We start from the raw sequence: 24,538 nt of genomic DNA on the forward strand, positions 1-24,538 counted from the left end.
CGTTTTTATTTGTTATTTCTTCAATTCGATATACTCACTGACAATTTCTTTGTGGATGTCCTTATGAGACGTCAGGATGGAGTTTTTCTCGAGCATATTGACTGGCTCTCCATCAGCCTGGGTGGTTATTCCTCCGGCTTCATCAACGATGACAATTCCTGCCGCTATATCCCACGGCATCAGACTCATCGTCAAATAACCATCAATAATACCTTCCGCAACATATGCAAATTCCAGTGCTGCTGAACCAAAGGAACGTGTCCCTCTTACTGTTTCAACAAGTCGGTGAATTCCTTCTTCACTCACCCGTTTATTGCGTAACGCCCAGAACGAGTTGATACATAAAATCGAACTTTCCAATGATTGAGGCTTACTCAGAGAGTCCAGTCGCTTTCCGTTCTTATAAGCACCTTCTCCCCGAATCCCTGTATAAAGGACGTCAGCCATGACATCATATATGATTCCAATTTCTCCCACTCCGTCTTGATAAATCCCGACTGATATAGCGAAGTTCCGCTTTTGATGAACGAAATTCATGGTACCGTCAATGGGATCGACGATCCATACGGTTCCATCAAGAGTCTTTATTTCATCCCCGAACCCTTCTTCTCCAAACAGCTTATGATCCGGGTATGTGGAGTTTATTTTCTCAACAAAGAATTTTTCTGTTTCTTTGTCTAGTTCTGTCACAAGATCATTGGGACCCGCTTTGGTCTCCACCTTAAATGGCTGCTCCATCTGCTGACGAATGTTTTCCCCTGCTTCCAGCACCCATGATCTCGCCTGTTCGAATAGTTTTTGCTTTGTTTGTGTTTCCATGACAAGAACTCCTTTAACGTTTTAGCGTAAAAATACTGTATGATTAGCCTAACAAATATCTACCATATCATACACTTATTTCTTTTACTCATTATATATTAGAAAAATTTGACTTGTCGCCTATTACTTATGCGAAAGCCTCCATGTTTTCTTATACTTTAATCCTTTACACTTTCTTAAAGTACAAAAAAAGAGCAACTAATAAGCTGCCCTGTTTATGCCATCCATTGAAGTAGCTCGGAACGCAGTTCATTCAATCGTTGCTTGCTTATGGCTATTTGCTCTTCATCCTCCTCCATCATCGCATCATATAAAGTCATTAGTTCATAATCTATTTCCAGACGGATGACGGGAAGTTTCTCTTCAGCCTCTCTTTGCCACAACGCTTCCATAACACGCTTCATTGTTTACCCTCCCTTTGTCGAAACCCTCTTTTGTCTATTTATATGAGCAGTTTGCTTATTCGGTATGTGTTTTTATTTACTTTTATTTAACCAATCTCACCGGGTTTCAAACCAATAGAACGTATTATTTAGCAGTTTGGCTATACTATGGTAAACTTTCAATTAGCAAAATTGTTTAGGAGTTGATGGTACATGGAGCGTTTTAACGGGTTTACCGATAAGGACTTTGATGTATTCACGATACCTGGTCTCGAGGAACGAATGGAAGTGCTCCGGTCACAAGTTTCACCGAAACTCGAAGCGATTGCCACTGAGCTCGCACCGGATGTAACGGCTCTGACCGGAGATGAAATGTTTGTTCACGTCGCCAAACATGCCCGACGTACGAAAAATCCACCGGAAGATACATGGGCAGCGCTTGCTAACAATAACCGGGGGTATAAAAAACTTCCTCATTTCCAAATCGGATTATGGGAAACACATGTATTTGTCTGGTTCGCAGTCATTTACGAAAGTCCCGTAAAACAGGACTTTGCTAAAGCAATCAAGAAAGAAGATTACCAAATCCGAAAAGAAATACCCGAAGACTTTGTATGGTCGATCGATCACACGAAGCCGGATGTCCTTCCTCAAAAAGAATTGACGGATGAAAAATTCAGTGAGATAGTCGATCGGCTGGAAAATGTCAAGAAGGCTGAGCTGCTTTGTGGTCTGAATATCGATCGTAATGACCCGGTTTTGAAAGATGCTGATAAGTTTCTTGCCCGCTGCAAGGGCGCATTCGAAACACTCGAACCTCTGTACCGCATGGCAAAACAAGCCTGATCGCATGCCCATGCAGAGTTGATCAGCAAGATAAGCGACTCACTTTTATTAAAAAAGTCTGACCTTAGCCAAAATGGCATTAGGGTCAGACTTTTTATTAGGACATGCTTACTTTATCTCCGTTTTTCAATTCTTTTGCTTTTTTCACCGTTCGGTAGCAGGAGTAACCGGATTCTTTCTCGAACTTACCGCATAATTGCTTTTCTTCACTCTTGGAAGGTACAATCTGTTTGAAGCGTGTATAGGCAAGCATCAGCTCGTCCCTTTTTACACTTTTCTCATATGCCTGCTCTACTAACGAATAAAAATTGACGACATCGATAATTTCCTGTTTGGACCAGGTTTCATCGATAGGATAGGTATAATTCATACTGGAATCCCCTTTCTTCTATGTGCTCCACTTCTTACGGATATTTTCCGCTTCATTGATCATGTTATCTATTAAAGCTTTTACTGTAGGGACATCCTTTATTCTTCCGGCAACCTGTCCTGCCCAGGCAAAACCTTCTTCAACTTCTCCCTGATAGATATATCGTTTATTGGCTTCCCCGCTGATATAGTTCTTCAAACCTTCATAGCCCTGGTTCGTCGCTTCCAGAGCAAGAATTTCATCTGTCCATGTATTTTTCAGCGCACGTGCCGGTGCTTTCAAGGAACGTTTGATCACCGTGGTACTCATTTCGTCCGCATCTACTAAGGCCTTTTTATAACTTTCATGAGCGTGGACACATTCTTTCGTGGCGATGAATCGGGTGCCCATTTCGATGCCTTCCGCCCCAAGACTAAGCGCAGCCATCAATCCTCTTCCGTCTCCGATACCGCCGGACGCGATGACAGGAATGGACACGGAGTCTACTACCTGAGGAGTGAGAACAAATGTGCCAATATCATCGCGGCCGATGTGTCCCCCTCCTTCCTGACCAACAACCATGACGGCATCGGCACCGAGTTGTTCCGCTTTTTCTGCCTGCCTTCTGGCTGCGACAAGTACCAACTTTTTAATAGCAGTCCCTTCTACCATTTCTAAGACGGGTTTAGGGTTCCCACCTGTAACAGAAATGACAGGGACATTTTCGTTCACAGCAACTTCCACCATATGTTCGAACGGCCGGCCATGCTGACCGATAGCAAAGTTGACGCCAAACGGTTTATCGGTCATGGCTCTGACACGTCTGATTTCTTCTTTCAATTGCTCAGGTCCATCCATACTCATAGCCGTAATCTGGCCGAGCCCTCCCGATTCAGAAACGGCTGCGGCAAGTTCGGAATAAGCGAGGTGAGCCAGACCACCCTGGATAATCGGATATGTAATACCTAATAGCTCCGTTACTTTCGTTTCCCAATTCATGTTCCCATCCTCCTTTTTTTCATTCTATCATGATTGACTCACAAGGCATCAACTAATAACCACGATTAAAAAAAGCTAGCCACAATGCCTGCCATCTGCTATAATTCATTTGTTTTATATGATTACATGAAGAGGTGTATCGATTGTCTCAAGACAGAACTCCATTATTCTCGGGCCTCATTGCTCATGCAGAGAAGGACCCGATTCAATTTCATATACCAGGTCATAAAAAAGGAAAAGGGATGGATAAAGAATTTCGTGAATTTATCGGAGAAAATACTTTATCCATCGATATGATCAATATTGAACCGCTGGATGACCTCCATCACCCACAGGGCATTATTAAAGAAGCACAAGATTTGGCGGCAGAAGCCTTTGGTGCCGACTATACTTTTTTTTCCGTCCAGGGCACCAGTGGAGCCATCATGACGATGGTCATGAGTGTCTGCCAGCCAGGCGACAAAATCATCGTCCCCCGGAATGTCCATAAGTCCGTAACTTCTGCGATTATTTTTTCAGGGGCGACACCGATTTTCATTCATCCGGAGCTTGATGGTCAGCTCGGCATTTCCCATGGGATTACGCCCGAAGCAGTAAACCGGGCGCTTCAAGCTCATCCGGATGCCAAAGGAGTACTCGTTATTAATCCGACCTACTTCGGGATAGCGGCTGACTTAAAGAAAATCGTCGAAGTAGCTCATGATTTTCATGTGCCTGTACTGGTCGATGAAGCCCACGGCGTCCATATCCATTTCCATGAGCACCTTCCTCTTTCAGCCATGCAGGCAGGAGCAGACCTTGCTGCAACCAGTGTCCATAAACTGGGCGGCTCCATGACGCAAAGCTCTGTATTGAACTTGAGAGAGGGACTTGTGTCTCATGAACGAGTGCAGGCCGTTTTATCGATGCTTACCACCACTTCCACTTCTTATGTGCTGCTGGCATCGCTGGATACGGCACGAAGGCAGCTGGCCATCAAGGGAAAAGAAATGCTCGAGCGCACGATCATCTTAGCACAAGAAACACGTTTGGCAATCAATGAAATACCAGGCCTATATTGTGTCGGCAAAGAAATACTAGGCAGTGATGCCACTTATGATTACGACCCAACCAAGCTGATCGTTTCAGTAAAAGAACTAGCCATGACAGGCTATGATGTGGAGGTTTGGCTGAGGGAGCACTACCGGATTGAAGTAGAGTTATCCGACTTATATAATATCCTCTGTCTGGTAACACCGGGAGATACCAGCGAGGAAACGGAAAGTCTTGTCCAAGCGTTGAAAGAACTTGCTGCCTTACAAACGGATCGTGCGGCAAGACAACCCGTCAAGGTAAAGGTTCCGGAAATTCCACTGCTCGCCTTGTCACCAAGGGAAGCTTTTTATTCAGAAACAGAGGTTGTACCTTTAGATGAAGGAATTGGAAGAATCAGTGCCGAGTCGTTGATGATTTACCCCCCTGGAATACCTATTTTCATTCCGGGCGAAATTATTACTGAAGATAATGTAGCCTATATACGAGATAATCTCGACGCTGGCCTTCCTGTCCAAGGGCCTGAGGATGAAACTCTGGCAACCATCCGTGTCATAAAAGAACATCGCGCTTTCAAATAATGAGACATACTTTTTTCATTATGTAGCATTTTTAAAAAATAAACCCCACCGGGATGGCCGGTGGGGTTTTCGTATGTGCATATAATGACTATTTCTTTTTTGGGTTGCACGACGGACAAGTACTATAAAGAGTGGAAACCTTCTCATCTTCATAATGCTCAATGATCTTCTGGCAATCTTGACATACAATTGTACCCATCTGAATATCCAGCTCCTTTACAAGTAATTTGTAATCGTTTTCAGGTTATGGTCTTATTTTAATATGACACATTTAAAAAATCAAGCCCAAAAAGTATGTCACATTTATTTTTTTCTTTCCCAATTAAGATAACCTGTAAACGAGCTGAAAGAAATTATTCGTAAGAGGCTTCCATCAACTCTGCCGGAGGAACAACCTCGTTTAGAAAATCAGCGAGATCCATCGCAACCATTTTATCCGGAAGTCGGAATTTTTTCTGCAGGAAATCCAGATCCTTTACATCCGAACTGTCAAGCAGCGAAGATTGGCCTGTTTGCATACATACAACGAGGGGCTTTCCGAAAAATTGACTGGTGTACACAATACCAAAGTCATACCTTCCTTCTTTCGTAGTGAATCCAACAAACCTGACATTAGACTGCTCCATTTCATCATACAATTTTTCCATATACATAATGTTTACCTCCTTAATATTTTAAGCCTGATTGGCTTTTTGGTAGAAATAAATGCCAGCTTTTATTCCGGAAACGTGACAAATGTTATTGAGCTACCTTTATGGGAAGTGCTAACATAAGATTAGAAACCTATGACAGGAGTTGGAAAAATGGGTAAAAGTGCATTCATTCATTTAGTAGAAGAAAGTGTCCAACAAACGATTTCTTTGAAAGAGGTACATGATTTACTCAACTATTATCAGGAAATCACTTCAAAAACCGGAGAACAGCTAGATTGGAGTTACAACAGCCACGCTTTTCCTTACTTAGTGACAGAGAAAAACGACGATAATGGCAACTACCTGCATTTAAGGGGCACGGATCCAAATTATCAACATTTACTGGTTGGAGTAGGAAATACAAAAGGATCGACAGACGAACAGGAACAATTTTTCATTCAAATAACCCTGCCTGAAGCCGCTACACATGGAGATAAAAACAAAGGGAATGAGCTGGCAAAATTCTTTGCGAAGAAATTAGAAGGAAAGTTACATTTATTCAACGATCGTATTATGTATTATTATAAACGAAAACTATCGTAATTAGAATAATAATGCACGGGAATGTATTTCTTTTTCTCAGAAAATGGGGACAACCCAGTCAAGCAGCGGCCTGGTTGAACTTTTATATTGTATAAGAGACATTGGATCAATAATCGAGACAACCACGTTTTAAGTGAGAACGGAGACATTGGATGAGTGAAAATTTTTCGATTATGAGAGACAAATTTAAAATTAAACGAGACAAAAACTAAAAAAAGAGAGCCTCTATCCTCTTTAATGAGACAAAACACCACCCCGCCAAGGGTGGTGTTTTATATTATGGGCGCTTGATCAAAAGCGGGTCCAGTATTTCAAAGCCTTTTTCTTCTAGCCCTATGACAATATCTTCAAGACCTTCTGCAGTCCATTCCCGATCATGCATTAGCAGATTGGCGCCGTCCGCTAATAAAGGAGATTCAACCATAATGTCGGCAATCGCCGATGCTGTCTGGTAATCCTGTTCCCAATCATAGCCATATGTCCAATTCATCAATAGCATACCTTCTTCCTCCACTAACTGTTTGGAGTAATCGGTATTCTGTCCAAACGGTGCGCGGAAAAACACCGGCCGCTCACCTATGATTTCTTCGATCCGGTCATTTAACCCGACAATTTCTTCATATTGTTCCTCTTCTGTCAAACTAGGCAAAGAAGCATGGTTGAAGGTATGGTTTCCGATTGGAAAGCCTAATTCGTGGATTTGTTTCAGCTTCTCCTCTTCTTCCGGTGTGTCAAGGAAATGGCCGTTTACAAAGAATATGGCAGGCGCCTCTAGCTCTTTCAACGTTTTCGCCATGTCGACACTAAATTTATCAGGCGCATCATCAATCGTGACGAGCGCTACCTTTTCGTTTGCCTGGTCATCAATCGGCTTCACAGCCCAGTTTCCAGATAACTCATATAATGGCTCACTCACTTGCTGATAGGCCTCTTCTTCCTGTGGTTCATCTTCCTTTTCTCCTGCTTCAGCAGTCTTTTTATCCTCTTCGGAATTCTCCTCCGGCTGCTCGACTGGATTGTCTTTTTCTTCTGCATTAACAGAATCTTGTTCTGCTTTTACATCTTCTTCCATACTGCATGCTCCTAACACCATCACCAACAACAGCAGCAACAAACCTTTTCTCATTTCATAATGGCCCCCAGATGTTATTTTTTTCTATGTATTTCCAACAATTTCATTATACCTGATTTTTTATAGTTTTTACTATGGTTTCTTATTAATTTATACTATAATAAGAAATCGTGGCTGGAGCCTAAGGAAATGTAGGGTGAATCTATATGATGGAACGTCTACGGCAATTCAAACTTTTTGGAAGCAGGACACTAAAAACCGGCATCTCGGTCTTTATAACCGCACTGATCTGCGGTTATTTTGGTTGGCCGGTTATTTTTGCTGTCATAACAGCGATTGTCACAATCGAACACACGGCAGCAGATTCTATCCGGAAGGCAGCCATAAGGTTTCCCGCCTCGGCAATAGGAGCACTAATTGCTACCACCTTATATGGAGTGTTTGGAAAAGGAGCACTCACCTATGCATTGGTAGCTATGCTTACCATCGCGATATGCCATAAGCTCAAGCTTCAGGACGGGATACTCGTAGCGACGATTACGGCAACTGCTATGATCCCTGATTTCCAGGAAAATTACATTGTTTCGTTCTTCATAAGATTGGGTACTACATCTATTGGTATAGTAGTTTCTTCCCTAGTCAACTTTTTTTTGCTGCCGCCGAATTATTTTACGAGTATTCACCGCAGTATCGACCGGCTGTATGGACAAGCAGCTGACTTGCTGGAATTGATATTAAAAGAAGTGATTGGAGAGCGTCATGCAAAGAAGGGCCTTATTAATAGAAGGTATCAAGAGCTTACAAAACATATTGAACAGACTCACCAGCTTTCTCAATATCAAAGGGAAGAATGGTCCTATCATAAGCACACCAATTTCGATATGCGTGCCTTTCAATTTGCTCAAAAAAAGCTGGACTTATTGCAGCAGATCATCTATCACTTGGGAAATTTGCAGTATATCCACACAGATGCAGGTGATTTCAATCACCGTGAAAAACATCTGCTCGGAAGAATGATTCCTTCATTTGTGGCAATATTAAGAGCACCTAAGCATGAAATTCCAGAAGAGCATTTCATGCAAATCGAAGAACTGGATCATGTGTTTTGGGACTGGAAACAAGAACATATCGAACACGAATCAAGATACCGTCACCATTTACCGCCGCAGACGGTATTGCTTTATGAATTGCTTTGTTTGCATGACGTGATGGAAGAGTTGAAGGAACTCTCCACTTCCAAACACGCAGCTATTTATTATCAATATGTAAAAAAACAGCAAGGGATGAGCTGATAACCTTAAACAGTAGTAATTTCTTACGAAAGGATGATGAAATTGAAACAGGTTACAAAGGTTTTTTATATTTCGGTTGTTATCGCCTTAATCTTCATCATATGGGGAATCATACCGGATTCAACATTACCAACCTGGAACCTTAGCAATGTTACAACCAACATACAAGGTTTTCTAACTGAGAAGTTTGGATGGTTTTATTTACTTTCTGCAACAGGCTTCCTGGCATTTGCTATCTATTTAATCTTTTCCCGATATGGAAAAATTAAATTGGGAAAGCCGGATGACGAACCGGAGTATCCTTACATTACCTGGTTTGCCATGTTATTCAGTGCTGGTATGGGTATTGGACTTGTCTTCTGGGGTGCTGCTGAGCCGCTATCCCATTTCCATGCACCGCCTACTGCTGATCCGGCAACACAGGAATCTGCCCGGGAAGCGATGCGCTACAGCTTTTTCCACTGGGGACTTCATCCTTGGGCTATCTATGCTGTAATCGCATTGGCTCTTGCTTATTTCAAATTCCGTAAAAACGCTCCAGGTGTCTTTAGTGCAGCATTGGTGCCATTGCTTGGTGAAGAACGAATTAAAGGACCAATCGGCACTATAATAGATTCCATTGCCGTATTCGCAACGATTTTCGGGGTAGCTACATCTCTTGGATTTGGAGCCTTGCAGATCTCGAGTGGTCTCGCTTATTTGATTCCAGGATTAAGTGATAATTTCACGCTGCAGTTATCTATTATAGGTGTTGTTACCGTACTGTTCATGCTTTCTGCCATGACAGGATTGAATAAAGGTATCAAATACTTGAGTAATACGAATATTGTATTGGCTCTATTGTTGATGTTCTTCCTGCTATTTGCAGGTCCTACAAACTTTATCATGGATTACTTTACAACCACATTCGGGTCTTATATTTCAAACCTGCCGCAAATGAGTTTGCGTATGACTCCGTTCTCGGAAGAAAGTAACTCCTGGATTCAGGGCTGGACCATCTTCTACTGGGCCTGGTGGATTTCATGGGGACCATTCGTAGGAACGTTTATCGCTCGTGTTTCCCGCGGCCGTACCGTCCGTGAATTCATTCTTGGTGTCCTGCTGGTACCGACTATATTCGGTGCTCTTTGGTTCTCTGTATTCGGCGGTACAACGATTCACCTTGAATTCTTCCAGGGTATGGATATCCAGTCCGCGGTGGATGAACTAGGGACAGAAGTTGCCCTATTTGCAATGTTAGAGAATGTACCACTTGGCATGGTAATGTCAATCATCGGACTGACGTTGATCAGTACGTTCTTTATCACATCAGCTGACTCTGCTACCTTCGTACTTGGAATGCAGACGACAGGCGGAAGCTTGAATCCACGTAACCCGGTTAAGTTTACGTGGGGGCTAATCCAGTCTGGTGCAGCGGCTGTGCTGCTATGGATGGGTGGCTTAGAATCTCTTCAGACGGCAGCCATCATATCCGCCTTCCCGTTTACGATTATTATGATTATGTTATGCATCTCGTTAATACGGACGTTTGCTGAAGAGGATAGAAAAATAGGATTAAAAGCTAAAAAGTAATTAACCTGTTACAGTTTAGGAAAGGCGAGTATGGAACCTCATCGGTTTTATACTCGCCTTTTCATTTTCCTTTTACTGTTAAATTAAAGCTCCCTTTTACTGAAGACTCAGTTTCAAGATATGTTGTTTCCGTTACGGTAGTAACAGTTTGGAGGTCCGGGAAATCACTCGCTTTCGGCCCTTTAATAGAATAAGTCACTTAGAGTAAATAGCAAATCAACGAATAGTGCTTGTCGTTGTGCCATTATTACAATTTAACATTGCGATTAAACAACACTTCGATGGGTTTTCACTTCCATGACATTTCGATAACATTCGCTTTTTTTCGTATCTTCTCTGATAAAATGTAACCAGTTTCTATGATAGAAAGAGAGTGGTATTGCATTGACTAAACTACTTCTGCCAGTCGGTTTGATTTTCATCATGATTTCAGGGTGCTTCCCTGAACAGAAAAAAATAGAAGTCATCAGCGCCAATTCGAATGGATATGAAGTTCAGTTATTGACCGAGGAAGAGGATAAAGACATTGACAAAGCATATATGGATGCCTTTCTCTCTTTTAAAAACCAGCACAACCAGCAGCCAATTGAATTTTTCAAAAGTACTGCATCGTTATATCAGGTGGAGGAACACATTAACAAGCTGCCCGCCTTTCTAATCCGAAAAGACGAAAAAACAGTAGCTACCATTACCGGTGAACGGCAAAGTGAGGAAATCGTCGAGCAGCTAATGGAAATCATAAAATAAATTCAATTATAATAAATGGAGCTGTCTTCGTGTATGCAGCCGACATGCTCCACCCCCTTCTCGAATTTTGCGCTTCTCTTTTAGAAATACTGCTGCCCTTCTCCTGCAGTTTTGTACATATTAGCAAAACTTTGCTTATCGCCAAGTACTTTATTGCGAAAGCCTAAGTGTTTCTTATACTCTATTCCTTGATCAAGGTTAAATTATCTTAAACTATTAAAAATCCTGAACCAATAAGGTTCAGGATTTTTTTGAATGCATTATTATTTGATGTGAATTGGAGTTCCAAGCGCTACTTCAGCTGCTTCCATGCTGATTTCGCCTAAGGATGGGTGAGCATGGATAGTTAGTGCAAGGTCTTCCGCAGTCATACCAGTTTCGATTGCCAGTCCTAGTTCAGCAATGACATCACTGGCATTGGCTCCGGCAACTTGTGCACCGATAACCAGGCCATCATCTTGACGGGTAACCAGTTTTACGAAACCGTCTGTTTCGTTCAAGGACAGCGCACGGCCGTTTGCCGCAAATGGGAACTTGGAAGCTTTGACTTCGTAACCAGCTTCTTTTGCGTCTTTTTCGGTATAGCCGACAGATGCAAGTTCCGGATCAGAGAAGACAACCATTGGGATGCCAAGGTAGTCGATTTCTGATTTTTCACCTGCAATAACTTCTGCAGCAATTTTACCTTCATAAGACGCTTTGTGTGCAAGTGGAGGACCTTCGACAATGTCACCGATCGCAAAGATGTTATCTACGCTTGTACGGCATTGTTTGTCGATCTTGATAAGTCCCTTGTCTGACATTTCAATACCAACTTGCTCCAGGCCGATTTCATCTGTGTTAGGCTTACGTCCAACTGTAACAAGCAGGTAGTCTGCTTCGATCGTTTTCTCTTCGCCTTTCACTTCATACGTGACTTTTACGCCATCTTTTGTTTCTTCAACGCCTTGAGCCATCGCATTCGTTACAACTTCCACGCCTTTTTTCTTCAAACGCTTCTTGACAAGTTGTGTCATTTGCTTCTCGAAGCCGCCAAGAATGTCTTTTGTTCCTTCAAGGATAGTAACTTCTGTATCGAAATCAGCATAGGCAGTACCAAGCTCTGTTCCGATATATCCGCCGCCGATGACAACCATCTTCTTAGGAATTTCTTTCAGGTTCAAGGCACCTGTAGAATCCAGTACACGGTCGGAATATTTGAAGTTAGGCAGTTCAATTGGAGTAGAACCTGTAGCAATGATGCAATTCTTGAACGTGTACGTTTGAGAATTTTTGTCATCCATGACGCGTACCGTGTTTTTATCGACAAAGTAAACTTCACCTTTGACGATATCCACGCTATTTCCTTTTAATAGTCCTTCAACCCCACCAGTAAGTTTATCAACGACTTTTCCTTTCCATTCTTGGACTTTGGAAAAATCGACTGTCGTGTTTTCGGACTGGATGCCCATCTCGTCGGCACCTTTTGCATGTGCGTAACGGTGGCCAGCCTGGATCAGTGCTTTAGAAGGGATACACCCTACGTTCAAGCAGACACCACCAAGTGTTCCTTTGTCTACGATTGTTACCTTTTGACCAGTTTGTGCGGCACGGATGGCAGCTACATAGCCGCCAGGACCCGCACCAACTACTAACGTGTCTAATTCAATTGGAAAATCTCCTACTACCATACTTTACGCCTCCATCATAATAAGTTGTGGATCGTTCAGTAAACGCTTGATGTGGTTCATTGCGTGCTGAGCTGTTGCACCATCGATAATACGGTGGTCAAAGCTCAAGGATACAGCAAGAACTGGAGCGACTACGATCTCACCATCGCGCACAACGGCTTTTTCGCCGATGCGGCCGATTCCAAGAATCGCTACTTCCGGATGGTTGATGACCGGAGTGAACCATTGGCCGCCGGCAGAACCGATATTGGTGATTGTAGTAGAACCGCCCTTCATTTCTTCAGATGACAGTTTACCGTCACGAGCTTTCACAGCAAGTTCATTGATTTCACTTGAGATAGTGAAAATGGATTTGCGGTCAGCATCTTTTACGACTGGTACAAGCAATCCTTTGTCAGTATCTGCTGCGATACCAATATTATAGTAGTGTTTCTGAATAATTTCATCCGTTTCGTCATCAACTTGTGTATTTAGTGCCGGATATTTTCTCAAGGCAGACACAAGTGCTTTGACTACATAAGGAAGGTAAGTCAGTTTGATGTCCTGTTCAGCAGCAACTGCTTTGAACTTCTTACGGTGAGCGACAAGTTCAGTTACATCCACTTCGTCCATCAATGTAACATGCGGTGCTGTGTGCTTGGAGTTGACCATCGCTTTAGCGATCGCTTTACGGATACCGCTCATCTTCTCACGAGTTTCTGGATATTGACCTTCCAGTACAGGCTGTTGTTTTTCAGTAGAAGCCGCAGCTTGCTGGTCTTGTGCTTCTTCTTTCGCTTCGCCAGCTTCTGCCTGTGGCTGCTGATCGCCGCTCAAGTATGCATCAACATCTTCTTTTGTTACACGGCCGTTTTTACCACTGCCTTGAACCTTACGGATGTCGACATCTTTATCACGAGCGTGTTTGCGGACAGATGGCATGGCGATGACACGCTTATCTTCATCTACTTCTTCATCGTCTGCAGCAGGAGCTTCTTCTTTAGCTGCGCCTTTGTCTTCAGCAGCCGGCTCTTCAGATTTAGCTTCTTCTTCAGGAGCTTCTTCCTGTTTATCGTCTTCGCTGTCGTCAGACTCATATCCTTCAGCATCAAATGTGATGATTGTGGTACCAACTGTAGTGGTAGCACCTTCTTCCACTAATACATCTTTGACAGTACCTTCAACAGGAGATGGGATTTCTACGACTGCTTTATCATTTTGCACTTCGCAAAGGACATCGTCTTCTTTTACTTCGTCACCGGCTTTGACAAACCATTTTACAATTTCACCTTCATGGATGCCTTCACCGATGTCCGGTAGTTTAAATTCGAAAGCCACGAATATTGCCTCCCTTTTCTAGGTTTCAATTAAAAGTTCATTACTTTATTGACTTTCTCTACAACGTCGTTATGGTTTGGAAGCCACACTGTTTCTGCTTGTGAGAAAGGATAAACTGTATCTGGAGCAGCTACGCGCAGTACTGGTGCTTCCAAATGCAGGATCGCTTTTTCCTGAATTTCAGAAACCACACTAGCAGCGATACCAGCCTGCTTTTGTGCTTCCTGAAGTACGACAGCACGATTCGTCTTCTTGACTGATTCAAGAATTGTTTCATAATCAACCGGAGCAACGGTACGTAAGTCGATGACTTCTGCAGAAACTCCGTTTTCTTCCAGTTCATCAGCAGCTTTCAATGCAGTATGGACCATCGCACCGTAAGCCACTAGCGTTACATCCTTGCCTTCACGTTTCACTTCGGCTTTACCCAATTCAAGTGTATATTCTTCTTCAGGTACTTCTTCACGGAAAGAACGATAAAGTTTCATATGCTCAAGGAAGATAACCGGATCGTTATCACGGATGGATTGAATCAACAACCCTTTCGCATCGTACGGGTTGGATGGAATGACTACTTTCAGACCAGGCTGTTGAGCCATCAATCCTTCCAGACTGTCCGCGTGCAGTTCTGGTGTGTGTACGCCGCCCCCGAAAGGAGAACGAACTGTGATTGGCATGGTACGGGTACCACCGGAACGGTAGCGGTAACGAGCCATTTGCCCGCTGATCGCATCCATCGTTTCAAAAACGAAACCAAAGAATTGGATTTCAGGTACCGGACGGAATCCTTGAAGGGCAAGCCCGATTGACATACCGCCGATTCCTGATTCTGCTAACGGTGTATCGAATACGCGATCTTCACCGAACTCTTTTTGTAAGCCTTCTGTAGCACGGAAAACACCGCCGTTTTGGCCAACGTCTTCACCGAAGACTAGCACATTTTCGTCATTTTTTAATTCTGTCCGCATCGCATCAGTGATGGCTTGGATCATTGTCATTTGTGCCATGGTTTATTTCGACTCCTTTGCCTCGTATTCTTCCCGTTGCTCTTGAAGGCTGGCAGGAAGTTCTTCGTACATGATATCCATCAGTTCTGTAACTTTCTGTTTTGGCTGCTCGTCTGCTTTTTTGATGGCAGCTTTAACTTCTTCTTTCGCTTGTTCGATTACTTCATTTTCTTCTTCTTCAGACCATAGGCCTTTGTTTTCAAGGAACGTACGGAAACGGACGATAGGATCTTTTGCTTCCCATTCATTGTCAGTTTCTTCTGTACGGTAACGTGTCGGGTCGTCACCAGCCATCGTATGAGGTCCATAACGGTATGTCATTGTTTCGATCAATGTCGGACCTTCACCGTTTATTGCACGGTCACGCGCATCTTTGGTTGCTGCATAGACAGCCAAAACGTCCATGCCGTCTACCTGGATGCCTTCGATACCAGCAGCGACCGCTTTTTGTGCGATTGTTTTCGCAGCGGATTGCTTTTCTACTGGAACGGAAATTGCATAACGGTTGTTTTGGACTACGAATACTGCTTGTGCGTTGAATGCACCAGCAAAGTTAATACCTTCGTAGAAGTCACCCTGGGAGGCACCGCCGTCCCCTGTGTAAGTAATTGCGATTGCGTCTTTGCCGCGTTTCTTCATACCAATACCGACACCAGCAGCTTGTGTGATCTGTGCACCGATAATGATTTGCGGGCTGACTGCATTCACACCTTCTGGCATCTGGTTACCGTGAAAGTGTCCACGGGAGAATAGGAATGCCTGGTACAGCGGCAGACCATGCCAGATCAATTGAGGTACATCACGGTACCCTGGAAGAATAAAGTCTTCTTTCTCTAGTGCATAATGACTGCCTAGCTGGGAAGCTTCCTGTCCTGCTGTCGGAGCATAGAATCCCAGGCGGCCTTGACGGTTCAAGGCAATGGAACGTTGGTCTAAGATACGTGTGTAAACCATGCGGCGCATGATCTCTTTCAAATCATCGTCTGAAAGGTCAGGCATTGCATCTTCGTTTACGATTTCGCCTTTTTCATTCAGAATTTGAAACATTTCGAACTGATTTTCAATGTTTTCAAGTGAGCGTTTCAAACTGATTCACCTCTTCCTTCCTATTAAAAAAATGGATACTTTCCTTAGCTTTCCCAAAAGCTGAAAAAACCTGTACCGATTTGCTCTTATTCTTTTACCCTTTAGCCATTTATATTAATCATAAGCCTTACACAATGGAAACTGTTACAATAAGAACACAAAAATAACTGGTACAATGAAATGTTCTGTTTGTAGTTTAGCTTATCTTACTAGGAAACGTCAAACAGTTTGTATCATTTTTGATGGAGGTTTTTTAATAACAGCTGGGGCATCAAGGATGAAACAGGCTGGACGGCATGTAGCGTTAGAAGTCTGTTTCAGTAAAATGGCACCCCTGTATCAGTTACGGCTCCGTAAAAAATAGATCTTCTGTTATTTTGAATGATTAATCTCCTAGATGCTCAACAAAAAAAGACCGCCAAGGGCGGCCTTTTTATTCCTGGTCTGTATCTTCTTCCTCTGAATCGGGGTTATCTTCTTTCTCCTGCTCATTTGATTCCGATTCGGAAGCTCCATTTTCTTGTTCGCTGTATTCCACATTCAAATCTGTCGCTTCATAGAAAGTTTTCTTCTGCTCGTTGTATTGTTCCGTATACTGATTGAATTCCTCATTCGCTTCAATGACCTTATCATAACTGTCATTGATTTTGTCGATTTGATTCTGCAATGTTTCTTCTTCTAAGTCCTCCTGCTGAAGCAGCTCGTATAATTCTTTATCCAGTTCAATCGCTGACTGGTAACTTTGATACAATTGCTGGTAAGCCTCGTAACGATTATTCATCGTTTCCACCAATTTTTGTGCTTCTTCCTTGGCTTCTTCCTGTTCTTCTTCATCTAAATCATCAATAATCGGTTCGATTTTATCAAATTCTTCTTTAGCTGCATCGATGCTTTCTTTTTCACGGTCAATCTTTTCCTGACGCTCTTCCACTAAAGATGCAGCTTCCTGGGAATACTCCTGAATCTGGTCGAACTCATCCATACTCAGGTTAATGATTTTGTTATACAGTTCCTGTTCCTTACGTTCCAATTCAACGATCGGCTCTTGTTGTTCCCGGAATTCTTCCTCCAGCGAAACAGCTTCTTCAAGATGTTCATAGATCTGTTCCTCAGGAGCCGGCCCATTATTGCAGGCTGCTAACATAACTAGGATAAGTGTTAATGGTATGAATAGCTTTCTTAAAAACACGAAACTTCCCCCTTAAAGAAGTATGGATTTTTCCATACTTTTCATCATAATTTACATACTATAATAAAAAAAATTAAATTGGAAGGATATTTTATCCAATATTGTAGTAGAATGGGGATTTCTCTTATCCCCCTTCTGATGTCATCTATGTTAAACTATATGAAGATATTTGAAGACAGAGATAGAGAGAAAGGATGGACATTGGTATGATTACAATGAAAGATATCGTCCGGGAGGGTCATCCGGTACTTCGTGAAGTGGCTGAAGAGGTGGAAATGCCCCCGAGCGAGGAAGAGAAAGAAACCCTGGAAGAGATGCTGCAATATTTAATAAACAGTCAGGACGAACAAATCTGTGACCGTTACAGCTTAAGACCGGGTGTAGGATTGGCCGCTCCTCAAATTGGGGTATCCAAGCGGATGCTTGCGGTCCATTTTGCGGATTTCAATGATAAATTATATAGCTATGGCTTGTTTAATCCGAAAATTGTCAGTCATTCCGTTGAAAAAGCTTATTTGACGAGCGGTGAAGGGTGCCTGTCAGTAGATCGGGAAGTGCCTGGATATGTTCCGCGGTATGCACGCGTCACAATCAAAGCTGTTGATTTGGAAGGTAACGAAGTCAAATTACGTTTGCGTAATTTTGCGGCGATCGTCTTCCAGCATGAAATCGACCATTTGAATGGCGTGATGTTCTACGACCATATCGATCCGGATAATCCATTCAAAGAACCAGAAAACGCCAAAGCCCTTGATCATTAAACACAACTTTTCATTTCATAACATAGTAAAAAGCATAGAGCCCTCGTGGCTCTATGCTTTTTACTATGGTCCCATTCAATTAAAAAACCGAAAAGTCGAAGACTTGATTTCGAGATAATGTTGGGCATTAAGGGGCGTTGGGGAAGGATTCGCTTTCCTGCGGGGACCTGGCAAGCTTCCTCGGGCTGCGCCCTGCGGGATCTTGCCTTGCTCCTTCTCCCGCGGGAGTCTCACCCTTCCCCCCCGCCCTTTGCCATATAAGAGACTCGAAATCGTTCTTGGAAAGTCCAGACCTATTTAGTGAAGAGAATCCTATTACAATGCTAAGTTGATCGGTATTTTCTGTTCCAAAAGCAGGCTATTTTTGATAGCAGTTTCGAGACACTAACAAACGTATGGCGGCCGGAAAAACGGTGAGACTCCTGTGGGATGAACATGAGCGGTGAGATCCCGCAAGGCGAAGCCTGAGGAAGCTCACCACATGCCCACGGAAAGCGATCCGTTTTTCCGGCCGCCATAATCGCAATTAAAAGTCTCGAAACATTAAAGGGAGCTTTGCCATAGAAACCGTGCACTACTATACTGGAACCGATTACTATATGGCTGTTAGTTTTCTAGAAGGCCGACTTCGTGGATGGCTTTGACTAGTCCGCCTTCGTCAACATCATCGGTTACATAATCAGCAAGGGGTTTAAGCTCTGGAATTGAGTTCCCCATCGCTACGGCTGTTCCGACCACTTCCATCATTTCCTTATCGTTCGGTCCATCACCAAATCCGTAGGAGTCTTCAATGCTCAGACCGCTTGCCTCAATCATTTTTTTAATTCCTTCCGCTTTAGAACCACCGCCAGGCAAGACATCACAGGCTTTCGGATGCCAGCGGATAAAATCAAAAGCGTCGTGCTCTCCACGATATTCTTCAATTTCATCCCCTTCACAGAAAATCAAGGATTGATATATATTCCTGCCATCATAAAAAGCATCGTCGATATCCGGGTAATCAAAATGTAAGCTCCCCATACTTTCCGAAATTTGCTCATGTCCAGACTCTGTCGCCTTCATTTCTTCATGATTCATAAATACCATCGGGTGGCCGGTTTCTTGTGCATGTTCAAAGAGAGTGGTTAGCCTTTCTGTTGAAAGAGGGTTCTCATAAATGACCTCCCCTTCAAATACCACATACTGGCCATTAAAACTTACAAACGATTCGATCCCAAGCGTTTTTCTAATATCCTCGAACATGAATGGAGCTCTGCCAGTCGCAATGGCGCAGTAGACTCCTTCTTCCTGAAGGCGTTTGATTGTCAGAATCGTCTCTTCCGGCAGTTCTTTATTATGATTTAGCAAAGTTCCATCAATATCAAAAAAAGCAATCTTCTTATTCATTTTTACATCCTCCTGCTGTTCCGTTATTATCTGTTTATTTCTTTTCAGTTATTTTTAATCAATGAATACACCATAGCATGACTGAAACAAGATGAGAAGGGAAAAACTATGGGATAACTACAGGAATTTCAAGCGCCAATTTAGGGTATCGTTGGATAATAAATCCTCTCAGATGATAGTTCTTTGTTTCATTATTTCTCAAACCGTATTATACTAAGAGTAACGGGATTGGGTCGGTTGAACGTTTTTAGTTGTTTTCTTCATCACCTTGAAAGGAGATGAGTGCTATGCTGAAGCGCTTAAGAAGAAAGCTGAAAAAACGTTGGAAAGATTTTTGGAAGCGTAAAACGTTAGCCTGAGACAGTTTTCTCCTACGAATTAGGAGTAGCAAAAAACATCCGATAAACTATGCGCTATTATTATTGCTAGGAAAAAATGGAAAACATTAGCAGTTAGGAGAGATATTAGAAAATGGTATATAAAGTGTTATATCAGGAACTTCCTGCCGAAGTTCCTGTTAGAGAACGTACAAAAGCTCTGTATGTAGAAGCAGAGACAGAAAGAAAAGTTCGTGAACATCTGTCTGATCGTGGGATTAATATTGAATTTATTCAGGGGTTAGATGAGGAACACCTGAATTATGAAAAACAAACGGTTGAAAACCTTGAAGTGGAGAACGGCTGATCATGAAATTCGTAAAAAATGATCAAACCGCTGTTTTCGCACTAGGCGGCTTAGGTGAAATCGGTAAAAATACGTATGGCGTCCAGTTCCAGGACGAAATCATCTTGATTGATGCGGGTATCAAATTCCCGGAAGATGAATTACTTGGAATTGATTATGTCATTCCGGATTACACCTATCTCGTGCAAAACCAGGACAAAATTAAAGGTCTTTTCATCACCCACGGACACGAAGACCACATAGGCGGCATTCCTTATCTTCTACGTGAAATCAATGTGCCTATCTATGCAGGAAAGTTAGCGATCGGACTACTTAAAAACAAATTAGACGAACACGGTTTATTGCGGAATGCGAAACTGAACACGATTCAGGAAGAGGATGTTATCAAATTCCGCAAAACATCGGTGACATTCTTTAAAACTACACACAGTATTCCGGATTCTTTTGGTGTCGTTGTGAAAACACCACCAGGGAATGTTGTGCATACTGGTGATTTCAAATTTGATTTCACCCCGGTTGGAGAGCCAGCAAACCTAGCAAAAATGGCTGAAATCGGAAAAGAAGGCGTCTTAGCTCTATTATCGGATAGTACGAACAGTGAAGTCCCAGGTTTTACAAAGTCTGAAAGTGTTGTCGGACAAAGCATCCAGGATATTTTCAGCCGCGTCAATGGACGAGTCATTTTCGCCACTTTTGCATCCAATATCTATCGTTTACAGCAGGCGGTAGAAGCAGCGGTGAAACATAACCGTAAAGTCGCCGTATTTGGACGCAGCATGGAATCGTCCATTCGAATCGGCCAGGAACTCGGCTATATTCAGGCGCCGAAGGATACTTTTATCGATGCCCATCAGATCAACCGTCTTCCAGCACATGAGGTCATGATCCTGTGTACCGGCTCCCAAGGGGAACCAATGGCAGCTCTATCCCGTATCGCCAATGGTACACATCGTCAGATTCAGATCATGCCAGGAGATACTGTCGTGTTCTCCTCTTCCCCAATCCCAGGGAACACGTTGAGTGTATCTAAGACAATCAACATGCTTTACCGTAACGGTGCGGATGTTATTCACGGACCATTAAATGACATCCATACTTCTGGTCATGGAAGCCAGGAGGAAATGAAATTGATGCTTCGTTTGATGCAGCCTAAGTATTTCATGCCGATACATGGTGAATACCGTATGTTAAAAGAGCACACGAAACTGGCACAACAGACAAACATCGATCCGAGCGACTGCTTCGTTATGGATAACGGGGACGTTTTGGCCCTCGGTAAAGATAATGCAATGATTGCAGGTAAAATCCCATCCGGTTCTGTATATGTAGATGGAAGCGGTATTGGTGATATCGGGAATATCGTGTTACGCGACCGTCGCATCCTTTCTGAAGAAGGGCTTGTGATCGTAGTTGTAAGTATCAACATGAAGGAATTCAAGATCGCATCCGGTCCAGATATTATATCGCGCGGTTTTGTCTATATGCGTGAATCTGAAGATCTCATCAAAGAAGCGCAAAAGCTTGTTTCCCAGCATGTTGAAAAAGTGATGGAACGCCGTACGACCCAGTGGTCGGAAATCAAGAATGAAATTACGGATACCATTGCACCATTCTTATTTGATAAAACAAAACGCCGTCCGATGATCCTTCCGATCATTATGGAGGTATAATAAAAAATCCCGGACATGTATAAAATGTCCGGGATTTTTTACATTTCAGGAGCCAGATTCGGATGATGGCTTAAATGGAAGCATATAACAGGAACTTCTTACTTAACGCCTCCATGTTCTTCCCTATCACCAATAACTTCTGCCCTAACGACCAGACGTTCCTCCCTAACTCAACAAACTTCTGCCCTAACGACGGAAACTTCTCCCCTAACTGAAAAATAGGGCTTACCCTGCCATCAGGTTAGTCGGTCGATTGTTTTTTTCATATCAGGAAGTTCAATGTTGCCTGTATCGAAGAATTCTTTAATCAAAAATTTGCTGTAATTGACTGCCTGGGTATAACCGATGTGACCTGGTAATGGCGCCTGCTCTTCAATTACGACGTCAATGATGGCGGGTTTGTCGCTAGCGAATGCCTGGTTCATACTGCTGCTTAAGTCTTCAAATTTTTCCACGCGATAACCTTCTCCGCCGCATGCTTCAGCAAATTTAGCAAAATCCATTTCTCCTAAGTCAGTTTGATACGTCTGGTGTCCCATTTGCTGCTGCTCGTATTTGATCATGCCAATGGATTTGTTATTGAGGATAATCACTTTGATCGGAAGTTCGTATTTTACGGCTGTCACAAAATCCTGGGATACCATATTGAAGCCGCCATCTCCGCATACAGCGATTGCCTGGCGATTCGGATAGGCAATTTGTGCCGCTATTGCTCCTGGAAGCCCGCTTCCCATCGTCGCCAGCCAGCCTGAAATGATGAAATCCTGCTGCATCAATGGAAGAAAGCGGGTCACCCAAACGGTCACATTACCGACATCACAGGAAATAACCGCATTCTTGTCCATCACCTGCTCGAGCTGATACATCACTTGCGGGGCATGCATTGGATCCTGTTCCAGCTTTTTCTCCTCCTGAATCTTAACATGCCATTCTTTCATTCTTTCCTGACTCTCTGTTAAAAACGAATCGTCTTGCTTTTCACTCATATGAGAAGTAAGATAGGCAAGTGTTTCCTTGGCATCGCCTGCAAGTCCCACTTCGATCGGATACATTTTTCCAAGATGTTCAGGCTTATAATCAATCTGGATGGCTTTTACACCATCGGGGAGGAAATCGCGGTACGGAAATTGTGTACCAATCAGGATAATTAAGTCTGCGTCCATCATTGCCTTGTAGGCAGGTTTTGTCCCTATCTGCCCATGCTGTCCAAGACAAAGCGGATGCTGGTCCGGGATCACCCCTTTAGCCAGCAGACTAAGGATAATTGGCGCTTTGATATGTTCAGCAAACGCCACCAGTTCCTCACTGGCTCCTTTCACCCCTTTACCCGCGAGGATGACCGGCTTTTTCGCCTCGTCAAGCAGCGATCGTGCTTCTTTTAATGATCCTTCTGATGGGAAAATTTGCGGACGATAGGATCCTTGAGATGTCAGCCGGCTTTCATTTTTAAACTTTTTGGCAAAAAAATCATCCGGTACAATCAATACCGAAACACCTTTATTTACATAAGCCTCACGAATCGCCTGATTCAATAAGTCAGGAAGCTGGGATTCCGTCGCTGCCCGCTTGTTAAAGACGGCGACATCATCAAACATCCGCTCCAGGTTGACTTCCTGAAATGCATCCGTGCCAATTTCTTCACTGTCCACTTGCCCGACAATGGCGAGGACAGGTGCCCTGTCAGCTTTGGCATCATATAACCCATTCATCAGATGGATGGCTCCTGGTCCTGCGATGGACATACATACCCCGATTTTTCCGGTTAGTTTAGCATACGAGGCGGCAGCGAGCGCTCCTACCTCTTCATGGCGCACTTGAATAAATTTTAATTTCTCTTCCTGTTTTCGTAGATCGTCAATCAATTCATTGATGGAATCACCTGGCATGCCATAGACATGATCAATTCCCCAATCGATCAACATTTCTGTCATTACTGTACCAGTTCGTTTTTCTAACACCATTAAGCACCCTCTCTACATCTAGTTATCTTATATCCATGTGTATATCCTTCCCCGCAACAAAGGAAACCTTCCCCATAAAAACACTTGGCAGAAAATTATCATACAAAAAAGACTGACAGAGTTCATTTTCCGCCAGTCCTTGATCAGCTTATCACTAATTTTTGTAAAACATTCCTAATTTAATCGTCTTCGACCACCAGATTTTTCTCGAAGCGTGAGATATCCTTATCAGCACCGATAACGATCAGGATATCGCCTTCCTGAATCATCTCGGTTGCCATTGGAGAGACGATAACATCCTTATCACGCTTAATAGCAACAACGTTACATCCATATTGCGCACGAATATCAAGATCGACAAGTGAACGTCCGCTCATTTTATTTCCGGCTTTCACTTCCACGACACTGTGGTCGTCAGAAAGCTCGATATAGTCGAGAATATTGTTAGACATGATGTTATGGGCAATTCGTTTACCCATGTCACGTTCCGGGTGAATGACGTGATCGGCACCTATTTTGCTCAGTATTTTTTCATGGTAATCATTCTGAGCTTTGACAGTAATCTTTTTAATACCAAGTTCTTCCAGGATTACGGTAGTCAGAAGACTTGCCTGGATATTGTCGCCAATGGCAACGATCACATGATCGATATTACGGATTCCCAGTTCTCTCAACACGGTTTCATCGGTAGAATCAGCAATAACAGCGTGTGATGCAATTTCTTTGTATTCATTTACTTTATCTTCATCTAAATCAATGGCGAGTACTTCAAGACCTTCTTTGCTCAATTCCTTGCAGATACTTCCGCCGAAGCGCCCCAAGCCAATGACTGCATACTCTTTCTTCATCGTTAATCCTCCATTTTCGCTTACATCAGATA

General features: G+C 43.1%; 24 protein-coding genes. 9 read left to right on the plus strand and 15 right to left on the minus strand.

The window, feature by feature from the left end; translation table 11 throughout:
• Window positions 1–12 precede the first annotated feature (12 nt).
• Both ACGTNI_RS07540 and ACGTNI_RS07545 read right to left on the minus strand, forming a co-directional pair.
• The gene (locus ACGTNI_RS07540) at window positions 13–819 is read right to left on the minus strand and encodes an inositol monophosphatase family protein (RefSeq protein ID WP_394461233.1); all 807 of its coding nucleotides are present in this window, start codon (window positions 817–819) and stop codon (window positions 13–15) included.
• Between the two features lie 215 nt (window positions 820–1,034).
• The gene (locus ACGTNI_RS07545) at window positions 1,035–1,223 is read right to left on the minus strand and encodes a YkzI domain-containing protein (RefSeq protein ID WP_394461235.1); all 189 of its coding nucleotides are present in this window, start codon (window positions 1,221–1,223) and stop codon (window positions 1,035–1,037) included.
• Window positions 1,224–1,415: 192 nt separating this feature from the next.
• On the opposite strand from ACGTNI_RS07545, the gene ACGTNI_RS07550 reads away from it, so the two are divergent.
• Window positions 1,416–2,048 (plus strand): YktB family protein, encoded by a 633-nt coding sequence (locus ACGTNI_RS07550; RefSeq protein ID WP_394461237.1) that lies wholly within the window; start codon window positions 1,416–1,418, stop codon window positions 2,046–2,048.
• Between the two features lie 97 nt (window positions 2,049–2,145).
• Here ACGTNI_RS07550 and ACGTNI_RS07555 read toward each other — a convergent pair whose 3' ends face one another.
• On the minus strand, window positions 2,146–2,418 hold the full coding sequence (locus ACGTNI_RS07555) for a UPF0223 family protein (RefSeq protein ID WP_394461239.1): 273 nt from the start codon (window positions 2,416–2,418) through the stop codon (window positions 2,146–2,148).
• A gap of 18 nt (window positions 2,419–2,436) precedes the next feature.
• Window positions 2,437–3,396: an NAD(P)H-dependent flavin oxidoreductase gene (locus ACGTNI_RS07560; protein ID WP_394461241.1), complete on the minus strand. Its 960-nt coding sequence runs from the start codon at window positions 3,394–3,396 to the stop codon at window positions 2,437–2,439.
• A 143-nt stretch (window positions 3,397–3,539) separates the two neighbouring features.
• Here ACGTNI_RS07560 and ACGTNI_RS07565 point away from each other — a divergent pair, with 143 nt between their 5' ends.
• Window positions 3,540–5,009 carry an aminotransferase class I/II-fold pyridoxal phosphate-dependent enzyme gene (locus ACGTNI_RS07565; RefSeq protein ID WP_394461243.1) on the plus strand — a complete coding sequence of 490 codons (1,470 nt, stop codon included), beginning with the start codon at window positions 3,540–3,542 and terminating at the stop codon, window positions 5,007–5,009.
• Window positions 5,010–5,097: 88 nt separating this feature from the next.
• Here ACGTNI_RS07565 and ACGTNI_RS07570 read toward each other — a convergent pair whose 3' ends face one another.
• Window positions 5,098–5,208 carry a GapA-binding peptide SR1P gene (locus ACGTNI_RS07570; RefSeq protein ID WP_082412043.1) on the minus strand — a complete coding sequence of 37 codons (111 nt, stop codon included), beginning with the start codon at window positions 5,206–5,208 and terminating at the stop codon, window positions 5,098–5,100.
• Window positions 5,209–5,362: 154 nt separating this feature from the next.
• Window positions 5,363–5,665: a DUF3055 domain-containing protein gene (locus tag ACGTNI_RS07575; RefSeq protein WP_394461430.1), complete on the minus strand. Its 303-nt coding sequence runs from the start codon at window positions 5,663–5,665 to the stop codon at window positions 5,363–5,365.
• A gap of 147 nt (window positions 5,666–5,812) precedes the next feature.
• Between ACGTNI_RS07575 and ACGTNI_RS07580 the strand changes: the two genes are divergently transcribed.
• A complete protein-coding gene (locus ACGTNI_RS07580) occupies window positions 5,813–6,244 on the plus strand; it encodes a DUF1885 family protein (RefSeq protein WP_394461245.1) in 432 nt (143 codons plus the stop codon).
• Between the two features lie 277 nt (window positions 6,245–6,521).
• Here ACGTNI_RS07580 and ACGTNI_RS07585 read toward each other — a convergent pair whose 3' ends face one another.
• Window positions 6,522–7,370 carry a polysaccharide deacetylase family protein gene (locus ACGTNI_RS07585; protein WP_394461247.1) on the minus strand — a complete coding sequence of 283 codons (849 nt, stop codon included), beginning with the start codon at window positions 7,368–7,370 and terminating at the stop codon, window positions 6,522–6,524.
• A 152-nt stretch (window positions 7,371–7,522) separates the two neighbouring features.
• Here ACGTNI_RS07585 and ACGTNI_RS07590 point away from each other — a divergent pair, with 152 nt between their 5' ends.
• From ACGTNI_RS07590 to ACGTNI_RS07600, 3 genes are all read left to right on the plus strand, one after another.
• Window positions 7,523–8,608 (plus strand): FUSC family protein, encoded by a 1,086-nt coding sequence (locus ACGTNI_RS07590; RefSeq protein ID WP_394461249.1) that lies wholly within the window; start codon window positions 7,523–7,525, stop codon window positions 8,606–8,608.
• A 42-nt stretch (window positions 8,609–8,650) separates the two neighbouring features.
• On the plus strand, window positions 8,651–10,180 hold the full coding sequence (locus tag ACGTNI_RS07595) for a glycine betaine uptake BCCT transporter (protein WP_394461251.1): 1,530 nt from the start codon (window positions 8,651–8,653) through the stop codon (window positions 10,178–10,180).
• Window positions 10,181–10,564: 384 nt separating this feature from the next.
• Window positions 10,565–10,927 carry a thioredoxin domain-containing protein gene (locus ACGTNI_RS07600; RefSeq protein ID WP_394461253.1) on the plus strand — a complete coding sequence of 121 codons (363 nt, stop codon included), beginning with the start codon at window positions 10,565–10,567 and terminating at the stop codon, window positions 10,925–10,927.
• 263 nt (window positions 10,928–11,190) lie between these two features.
• Here the strand turns inward: ACGTNI_RS07600 and lpdA are convergent, their stop codons facing one another.
• The 5 genes from lpdA to ACGTNI_RS07625 all read right to left on the minus strand — a co-directional run bounded on the left by lpdA (window position 11,191) and on the right by ACGTNI_RS07625 (window position 17,196).
• Entirely contained in the window at window positions 11,191–12,597 is a 1,407-nt protein-coding gene (lpdA, locus tag ACGTNI_RS07605; protein ID WP_394461255.1) for a dihydrolipoyl dehydrogenase, read from the minus strand.
• Between the two features lie 3 nt (window positions 12,598–12,600).
• A complete protein-coding gene (locus tag ACGTNI_RS07610) occupies window positions 12,601–13,914 on the minus strand; it encodes a dihydrolipoamide acetyltransferase family protein (RefSeq protein ID WP_394461257.1) in 1,314 nt (437 codons plus the stop codon).
• A 29-nt stretch (window positions 13,915–13,943) separates the two neighbouring features.
• Window positions 13,944–14,921 carry an alpha-ketoacid dehydrogenase subunit beta gene (locus ACGTNI_RS07615; protein ID WP_394461258.1) on the minus strand — a complete coding sequence of 326 codons (978 nt, stop codon included), beginning with the start codon at window positions 14,919–14,921 and terminating at the stop codon, window positions 13,944–13,946.
• Between the two features lie 3 nt (window positions 14,922–14,924).
• Window positions 14,925–15,968, minus strand: a complete 1,044-nt coding sequence (gene pdhA / locus ACGTNI_RS07620) for a pyruvate dehydrogenase (acetyl-transferring) E1 component subunit alpha (protein WP_394461432.1) — start codon at window positions 15,966–15,968, stop codon at window positions 14,925–14,927.
• Window positions 15,969–16,440: 472 nt separating this feature from the next.
• Window positions 16,441–17,196: a YkyA family protein gene (locus ACGTNI_RS07625; protein ID WP_394461260.1), complete on the minus strand. Its 756-nt coding sequence runs from the start codon at window positions 17,194–17,196 to the stop codon at window positions 16,441–16,443.
• A 206-nt stretch (window positions 17,197–17,402) separates the two neighbouring features.
• Between ACGTNI_RS07625 and def the strand changes: the two genes are divergently transcribed.
• Window positions 17,403–17,957, plus strand: a complete 555-nt coding sequence (gene def, locus ACGTNI_RS07630) for a peptide deformylase (RefSeq protein ID WP_394461262.1) — start codon at window positions 17,403–17,405, stop codon at window positions 17,955–17,957.
• Window positions 17,958–18,563: 606 nt separating this feature from the next.
• Here the strand turns inward: def and ACGTNI_RS07635 are convergent.
• Window positions 18,564–19,343 carry a Cof-type HAD-IIB family hydrolase gene (locus ACGTNI_RS07635; RefSeq protein WP_394461264.1) on the minus strand — a complete coding sequence of 260 codons (780 nt, stop codon included), beginning with the start codon at window positions 19,341–19,343 and terminating at the stop codon, window positions 18,564–18,566.
• A 471-nt stretch (window positions 19,344–19,814) separates the two neighbouring features.
• Here ACGTNI_RS07635 and ACGTNI_RS07640 point away from each other — a divergent pair, with 471 nt between their 5' ends.
• Both ACGTNI_RS07640 and rnjA read left to right on the plus strand, forming a co-directional pair.
• On the plus strand, window positions 19,815–20,027 hold the full coding sequence (locus tag ACGTNI_RS07640) for a DNA-dependent RNA polymerase subunit epsilon (protein ID WP_085507937.1): 213 nt from the start codon (window positions 19,815–19,817) through the stop codon (window positions 20,025–20,027).
• Between the two features lie 2 nt (window positions 20,028–20,029).
• A complete protein-coding gene (gene rnjA / locus ACGTNI_RS07645) occupies window positions 20,030–21,697 on the plus strand; it encodes a ribonuclease J1 (protein WP_394461266.1) in 1,668 nt (555 codons plus the stop codon).
• A 236-nt stretch (window positions 21,698–21,933) separates the two neighbouring features.
• On the opposite strand, the gene ACGTNI_RS07650 is transcribed toward rnjA, so the two are convergent.
• Both ACGTNI_RS07650 and ACGTNI_RS07655 read right to left on the minus strand, forming a co-directional pair.
• Complete coding sequence (locus ACGTNI_RS07650; protein ID WP_394461268.1) at window positions 21,934–23,655, minus strand: pyruvate oxidase; 1,722 nt, start codon at window positions 23,653–23,655, stop codon at window positions 21,934–21,936.
• 182 nt (window positions 23,656–23,837) lie between these two features.
• Entirely contained in the window at window positions 23,838–24,506 is a 669-nt protein-coding gene (locus ACGTNI_RS07655; protein WP_062445611.1) for a potassium channel family protein, read from the minus strand.
• Window positions 24,507–24,538 lie beyond the last annotated feature (32 nt).

The sequence above is a fragment of the Thalassobacillus sp. B23F22_16 genome (assembly GCF_043496955.1).
GTDB lineage: Bacteria > Bacillota > Bacilli > Bacillales > Halobacillaceae > Thalassobacillus > Thalassobacillus devorans_A.

What these genes read in the sequence shown, in the direction of transcription:
- ACGTNI_RS07540 (WP_394461233.1), bottom strand. Translation starts at nt 819, where the DNA reads ATGGAAACACAAACAAAGCAAAAACTATTCGAACAGGCGAGATCATGG.
- ACGTNI_RS07545 (WP_394461235.1), bottom strand. Translation starts at nt 1,223, where the DNA reads ATGAAGCGTGTTATGGAAGCGTTGTGGCAAAGAGAGGCTGAAGAGAAA.
- ACGTNI_RS07550 (WP_394461237.1), top strand. Translation starts at nt 1,416, where the DNA reads ATGGAGCGTTTTAACGGGTTTACCGATAAGGACTTTGATGTATTCACG.
- ACGTNI_RS07555 (WP_394461239.1), bottom strand. Translation starts at nt 2,418, where the DNA reads ATGAATTATACCTATCCTATCGATGAAACCTGGTCCAAACAGGAAATT.
- ACGTNI_RS07560 (WP_394461241.1), bottom strand. Translation starts at nt 3,396, where the DNA reads ATGAATTGGGAAACGAAAGTAACGGAGCTATTAGGTATTACATATCCG.
- ACGTNI_RS07570 (WP_082412043.1), bottom strand. Translation starts at nt 5,208, where the DNA reads ATGGGTACAATTGTATGTCAAGATTGCCAGAAGATCATTGAGCATTAT.
- ACGTNI_RS07580 (WP_394461245.1), top strand. Translation starts at nt 5,813, where the DNA reads ATGGGTAAAAGTGCATTCATTCATTTAGTAGAAGAAAGTGTCCAACAA.
- ACGTNI_RS07585 (WP_394461247.1), bottom strand. Translation starts at nt 7,370, where the DNA reads ATGAGAAAAGGTTTGTTGCTGCTGTTGTTGGTGATGGTGTTAGGAGCA.
- ACGTNI_RS07590 (WP_394461249.1), top strand. Translation starts at nt 7,523, where the DNA reads ATGATGGAACGTCTACGGCAATTCAAACTTTTTGGAAGCAGGACACTA.
- lpdA (WP_394461255.1), bottom strand. Translation starts at nt 12,597, where the DNA reads ATGGTAGTAGGAGATTTTCCAATTGAATTAGACACGTTAGTAGTTGGT.
- ACGTNI_RS07615 (WP_394461258.1), bottom strand. Translation starts at nt 14,921, where the DNA reads ATGGCACAAATGACAATGATCCAAGCCATCACTGATGCGATGCGGACA.
- pdhA (WP_394461432.1), bottom strand. Translation starts at nt 15,968, where the DNA reads ATGTTTCAAATTCTGAATGAAAAAGGCGAAATCGTAAACGAAGATGCA.
- def (WP_394461262.1), top strand. Translation starts at nt 17,403, where the DNA reads ATGATTACAATGAAAGATATCGTCCGGGAGGGTCATCCGGTACTTCGT.
- ACGTNI_RS07635 (WP_394461264.1), bottom strand. Translation starts at nt 19,343, where the DNA reads ATGAATAAGAAGATTGCTTTTTTTGATATTGATGGAACTTTGCTAAAT.
- ACGTNI_RS07640 (WP_085507937.1), top strand. Translation starts at nt 19,815, where the DNA reads ATGGTATATAAAGTGTTATATCAGGAACTTCCTGCCGAAGTTCCTGTT.
- rnjA (WP_394461266.1), top strand. Translation starts at nt 20,030, where the DNA reads ATGAAATTCGTAAAAAATGATCAAACCGCTGTTTTCGCACTAGGCGGC.
- ACGTNI_RS07655 (WP_062445611.1), bottom strand. Translation starts at nt 24,506, where the DNA reads ATGAAGAAAGAGTATGCAGTCATTGGCTTGGGGCGCTTCGGCGGAAGT.